This window comes from Bacteroidota bacterium (assembly GCA_016213405.1).
GTDB lineage: Bacteria > Bacteroidota > Bacteroidia > Palsa-948 > Palsa-948 > Palsa-948.
In genome coordinates, this window is sequence record JACRAM010000030.1 from 1 (window position 1) to 5,092 (window position 5,092).

Below are 5,092 nucleotides of genomic sequence, written 5' to 3' on the forward strand. Positions count from 1 at the left end.
AAGAAAATACACTCCGCTGCTTTGATTGGACAGGTCAATGGTTTGCTTGGTTGATGTAGTATTCCAATCCGCCCACACTCCTTCTCCTGCCATATTGTAAACATGAATATCTGTTCCGGGTTTTACTTCTGCCAGTTCAAGGGTGAATATTCCTGGCGATGGATTCGGATAAACCTTTGTCAGCATATTTATCACTTCCGCCTGCTTATCCGGGTTTTCAAGGCGGCAGCAGCAACCATTACTTGTTACAGTTACTACTACAACATCACTTCTTGTCTGCGTTCCTGAGCAATAGGGAGAAGTTGTACATGTACTCCCGGAACATCCATCAACACAACAATAATAATGAGAACCTCCAAAAACGACATGACCACATGTAAAAGTTACAGTTAGAGTATATGTTGTCGTTATAGTAGGTGATGCTGTTGGATGGCAAACTGTGGAACTACTTAGTCCTGTTGTTGGCAGCCATGCGTAAGTTATTTGTTGAGTAGGATGACAAGTTTGAGTTCCTCCATCACAGTCAGGGCTTCCACCGATTGTAGGAGGTCCTCCGCAGCAAGTACAATAGATTTTATCAGGTCCTGCAAGTGCGCTTGCTGTTAAATTACATGACCCTTGCCCAAAGGCAAAGTTTGTGTTCAGCATCATCGCGCCTAGCGCAATGCACGCTGTAATTGTTTTTAGTTTTGTTTTCATTGTTTGTTATTATTAAAAATTAATTGTTTGATTTGTTTTTGTCACTTGCACGGATTACCAGCCCGGTGTTTTGGTTTTAGTTGTTGTTTAGAAATTAGTCATTGGTCATTGGTCATTCGTTATTGGTCATTTCCTTTTCACGGAGCCACAATTGAAACCACATCGCTGTCGGCTCCTTTGCCTTTGCTGTTAAAGGCATATTTGAAGCAGTAGTACCTTGTTCCGCTGGTGAGCCCGCTGAACAATGCTTTGCGCGAAGAGGAGGCATTAAAGAGCAAAAAAAGATTTTGCCCAACCGGAGCAGGAACAGGAATGGGGCTTGGCGCAGTTGCCATTTGCAGCACCACGCTGCCGTTGTTCACTGTAATGGGCGCGGTGGCGTTATCAGAGATAACGGTTACATACCCTTTTGCGTGCTCCACCGGATCGCAGGTGGTTAAAATGGTTCCGCTCTGGCTGCCATGTTTGAGAATAAGGTTTTGCACTTTGTCAGGAATGGCTATGGGCGATGGCTCTGTTTGCGTGGCGGTGAAGCCCGCGCTGGTGATTTTCACCACATCGCCATCGGCAATGCGCGTTACATAGCCCGCTTCTTCGCGCATCAAATCGTCCAATGCTTCTTCCGAAGCGTCCTGCGCTGCGGTTTGCGCGGGACCTCCGCCCTGGGCGAGATTAAATTTTGTTTCCAGATCATTTACCGCAGTGGTGATGATTGCCAGCGCAACATCGGGCGTTGGAAAGTTAGCGTTGCCGGTCATGTCATTAACCCGGTCGCGCACGAATTGAATCTTGGGCGCAACCGATAGGAGAATGAAGTCGAGTTTTACTCTTGCTTTTGCCATAGTTTGTAGTTTAAAGGTTATAGGTTGAAGGTTACAGGTTTAAATTTTATTGTGTGTGTGATGAGTTCAGATGTGTTTCGTTATTATTCAGATGTGTTTTGTCAGAGTTCAGATATGTTTTATTATGATTCAGATGTGTTTCGTTATAGTTCAGATGTGTTTTGTCAGAGTTCAGATATGTTTTATTATGATTCAGATGTGTTTCGTTATAGTTCAGATGTGTTTTGTCAGAGTTCAGATATGTTTTATTATGATTCAGGTTTATTTTATTAGAATTCGGATTTGTTTTGTAATAAATCAGATGTGTCTGCCTTTCGGCATGCGGGTTTGTCATAAATTCAGATATATTAAACATTATTCCGAATAAGAAACAGTAGAAAATTATGGTACAGATAACAGATGTTTTACAGATTTACAGAGTTCAGATTGGCTGTTTATCTGAAAATCTGAACGAATCTGTTATCTGTACCCCATCTATTTTAATATACAATCCTTAATCGTAATAAACTCTATTTCTTACTTTCTTTTTTGTTCTTTTCTCTGCGTTGTCTTTTCCGTTCGGCTTTGTTTGCTTTTTTATATTTCTGTATCATCGTTTTCATTTTTTCTTCTGTCCATTCTCCGTCACCGCAGCAAGCAAAGGCAATGAGCGCTATGGAATGAGTGTTCAGCAGTTCTGCCACTTTCCACAATGCCTTGAAATTCATCTCTCGCAAACCGAGTTCTGTTTCAAAAAAGTTGATGCCGGTTGCACGGGTGGCTTCTTTCTGATTAATGCCCTTGTATTCTCTCACATAAGCAATAACAAGCCCCATTCGTTTTTGAAATTCTTTATAATCCTTCGGGAGATTGACAAAATGAACTCTGCCTTTACTGCTGAGAATTTTTTTTCCGCTCTTTGTCTTGTAATCATAATCAAACCATAACATGATGTAAAAACTTATTTAAACAAAGTTAAATAAAACTGTAATGAATTGCGACTACGTATAGTAGTTTTTCCTTACGCCAGCGAAAATCGAACGAACAAATTTTCGAATGATTAGTAACGTAAGTTGCCACCTATAAAAATAGAACGCAGATAACGCAGATGATACCGATTTAACACAGATAAAATCAGCGAAAATCAGTTAAATCAGTGTCATCAGTGTTCTATTGTATTTTTTTTTATAGCAGGTAGCAACTTACGTTAGTAGTTCGAAGATTCGTAATTCGCAGGGCTAATAACTAAGATGGCGGGAGAAATCACCATCACTCTTTCTTTTCTTTTGTTTCCGTTAAATAAATTCCGGAAGAAACGGTTTGTTCTTTCGCCTCTGCGGGCAGAAATTGATTTTGGTTTATTTCGCCTCATGGCAATAGAATGTTTTACTTGTAATGAAGAGAAGTTATTGGTTTGCAGCGGATGAACGGTGCCGCTGAATACGTAACCTTGCCGCACTTGCAAACCGTCCACTCCTCCCACTTGAAATGGCGCGGATGGGCGATGATGACAGAAGGTTTACGGTTTCTGGTCTTCGGTTTACGGTTGTTTGTTAACCGAAGACCGTAAACTGAAGACCCAAAACTTTTCTTCATCCTGTTCTTCGCCATTACGGTTGATTTTCTATAGAGCATTTTTTAAAAAGTTAGAAAGTGAAAAAGTTAGCTCCGAAGGAGTCCCTTCGGGAAAAGTAAAATACACTCTCACTTTCTCACGTTTTTCCTTCTCTTTCTTTTCTTTTATCCTTTTTTCTTTCTTGGAACTTGGGACTTGGGACTTGGGACTTGGGACTTCTCCCTCTTCTTCTTCTGCCTTTCTCTTTTTTTCTTTTCTTTCTCTGCCACTGCCAGCACGCGTTCTTTAAGCACCGCCTCTGCTTTTGAAAGTTTGCCTTTTATATAAATTATCTGCGTAGGTAGTGGTTTTCTTTTCTTCATAACTTATCTTATCACTACTGTTTTCCAGCTCATCATTCCCCAGCCCGGTTTTTGGTCTTTACACATATTATTACATAAACCGCTTGATAAGGAAACCTCTCACGCCAAAAGGAGAAGTATTGTTTTTTATTTCCATCTTTCCTTTTGTATTCCATTTATATTTCGCATCAATGTTCACCTCGTTCGTAAGCTGCTCAATGTCTGCCTGGCCTAACACCTTGCCGTTTCTTTTAAATTCAACGGTTGCCGATTCAACATATACCGATTCCATCACCACATACTCGTGGAGTATTTCTTTCCAGCGCGGGCGGTTGTTTCCTTTTAATTTCATTATCATTTCTCTTACTTCGTTTTCGTAAACAGCGCCTTTAGCCGTATCAAAAACCATTTCAGTTACTTTATCGAAGGTGAAGGAGACGGAATAATTAACGGCCACTCCGGCTTTCAGGCTGACTATTCCCAACACACTTCCGCCACTGTCTAAATCCCGTTCGCCTTGCACTTCGCCACCGGCAATATCTGCGTTAACGGTTGCAGCAGCCCATTTGGTGGCGGGCTCGGCACTGAAGATTCTTGAAAGCCCGTCAATAATTCTGTCATCGTCATTTAAAATAACGCCCGGCACGTAGTTGTCGTTAGTAATGGAGATGAAGTTGAGCCCCGGATAATTCTTCTCAATGAATTTTTCAAACTTTGTAATAGCCATATAGTTTTTGTTTTATTATTTCGCCTACTCTTGGTTCGGATTTTCGGCTGGCTCCGTATTTATTTTTATTTCCACCAATTTGCATTATGTGTTAATGGATTGAAGTATGCCCAACGCGCTTGCCATCAGAAAGAAACTGTTTATGACAGCGATGCACAGGGCAATAAGTTTTTGCCGCGCAGTCATTCTATCGTTAATGCCAATCAGATAAATGACCATGCCAATGGCAAGAGCGATAACAAGTAATAGGATGTAAGAAGCGCCCCATGACGGGAATATTTTCCCCAGCACTTTCCAGATAACCATTACCGATGTTGACGCAATAGGAAATGTGGCGAGTGATTGTGGCGTGGTAAATACATGAACGCTGCCTTTTTCAGCGGGTTGTTTTCTGCTTAACCCGAAATCAAAAGAAACGGGTCGTGTTGTTTCAGGTTTCGGTGAAGCAGCACCGGGCTCTTGTGGAACCGCATTTGTAAATTGCTGAAAGGTTTTAAGAAATTTCATAGTAGTATTGTGTTTTTTTTTATGCAGAATGTCCGAAGTCCTGAAGGTGGGCTTCATCTGCTGTTTTTTTGAGGATGCTTACAAACTGCCCTTCGGCAATTTTGTGCTTGAGGATGATGGGGTTGCGTTTCATGCCTGCATTATAATCATCTACTATCTTTTGTTCTTGCCCGGGTGTTAGTTTTTTCCATTTGGCGCGGGGCTTGCGTTTTTGGGGCATACATTCTTTGTCGGTTGTTTTTTACCTCAGCAGCATCACCTTCTTTGAAATCATTCCCGTGCTGGTGTTGATGCGCACAAAATAAATACCATCGGGCTGAGAACTCAAATCAATTTGAAGATTTGAAGATGAGTTAATTTGAAAATGATTATTGTAGAAAATCTTTTCTCCATATACATTATAGATTTCAATACTCTTCAT

At 41.1% G+C, this 5,092-nt stretch carries 10 protein-coding genes; all 10 read right to left on the bottom strand.

Translation table 11 applies throughout. The features are described 5' to 3' along the window. Positions 1–699 (bottom strand): T9SS type A sorting domain-containing protein (locus HY841_03545; protein MBI4929811.1); only part of this gene is annotated, 699 nt, incomplete at its 3' end. Between the two features lie 137 nt (positions 700–836). Further along, a complete protein-coding gene (locus HY841_03550; GenBank protein ID MBI4929812.1) occupies positions 837–1,541 on the bottom strand; it encodes a hypothetical protein in 705 nt (234 codons plus the stop codon). A 46-nt stretch (positions 1,542–1,587) separates the two neighbouring features. Next, positions 1,588–1,875, bottom strand: coding sequence for a hypothetical protein (locus HY841_03555; GenBank protein ID MBI4929813.1), 288 nt, complete (start codon positions 1,873–1,875; stop codon positions 1,588–1,590). 175 nt (positions 1,876–2,050) lie between these two features. Beyond that, complete coding sequence (locus HY841_03560; GenBank protein ID MBI4929814.1) at positions 2,051–2,470, bottom strand: hypothetical protein; 420 nt, start codon at positions 2,468–2,470, stop codon at positions 2,051–2,053. Positions 2,471–2,906: 436 nt separating this feature from the next. Further along, entirely contained in the window at positions 2,907–3,155 is a 249-nt protein-coding gene (locus HY841_03565; protein ID MBI4929815.1) for a hypothetical protein, read from the bottom strand. 105 nt (positions 3,156–3,260) lie between these two features. Beyond that, the gene (locus HY841_03570; protein ID MBI4929816.1) at positions 3,261–3,458 is read right to left on the bottom strand and encodes a hypothetical protein; all 198 of its coding nucleotides are present in this window, start codon (positions 3,456–3,458) and stop codon (positions 3,261–3,263) included. A 70-nt stretch (positions 3,459–3,528) separates the two neighbouring features. After that, positions 3,529–4,164, bottom strand: coding sequence for a hypothetical protein (locus HY841_03575; protein MBI4929817.1), 636 nt, complete (start codon positions 4,162–4,164; stop codon positions 3,529–3,531). Positions 4,165–4,248: 84 nt separating this feature from the next. Continuing rightward, positions 4,249–4,671 (bottom strand): hypothetical protein, encoded by a 423-nt coding sequence (locus tag HY841_03580; protein MBI4929818.1) that lies wholly within the window; start codon positions 4,669–4,671, stop codon positions 4,249–4,251. A gap of 19 nt (positions 4,672–4,690) precedes the next feature. Continuing rightward, the gene (locus HY841_03585; GenBank protein ID MBI4929819.1) at positions 4,691–4,891 is read right to left on the bottom strand and encodes a hypothetical protein; all 201 of its coding nucleotides are present in this window, start codon (positions 4,889–4,891) and stop codon (positions 4,691–4,693) included. A 21-nt stretch (positions 4,892–4,912) separates the two neighbouring features. Next, a partial coding sequence (locus tag HY841_03590) for a T9SS type A sorting domain-containing protein (protein MBI4929820.1) occupies positions 4,913–5,092 on the bottom strand: 180 nt, incomplete at its 5' end.

Excerpts from the sequence above, each read along its gene's own strand:
- HY841_03575 (MBI4929817.1), bottom strand. The coding sequence starts at position 4,164 with ATGGCTATTACAAAGTTTGAAAAATTCATTGAGAAGAATTATCCGGGG.
- HY841_03555 (MBI4929813.1), bottom strand. The coding sequence starts at position 1,875 with ATGACAAACCCGCATGCCGAAAGGCAGACACATCTGATTTATTACAAA.
- HY841_03585 (MBI4929819.1), bottom strand. The coding sequence starts at position 4,891 with ATGCCCCAAAAACGCAAGCCCCGCGCCAAATGGAAAAAACTAACACCC.
- HY841_03560 (MBI4929814.1), bottom strand. The coding sequence starts at position 2,470 with ATGTTATGGTTTGATTATGATTACAAGACAAAGAGCGGAAAAAAAATT.
- HY841_03550 (MBI4929812.1), bottom strand. The coding sequence starts at position 1,541 with ATGGCAAAAGCAAGAGTAAAACTCGACTTCATTCTCCTATCGGTTGCG.
- HY841_03570 (MBI4929816.1), bottom strand. The coding sequence starts at position 3,458 with ATGAAGAAAAGAAAACCACTACCTACGCAGATAATTTATATAAAAGGC.
- HY841_03580 (MBI4929818.1), bottom strand. The coding sequence starts at position 4,671 with ATGAAATTTCTTAAAACCTTTCAGCAATTTACAAATGCGGTTCCACAA.
- HY841_03565 (MBI4929815.1), bottom strand. The coding sequence starts at position 3,155 with ATGCTCTATAGAAAATCAACCGTAATGGCGAAGAACAGGATGAAGAAA.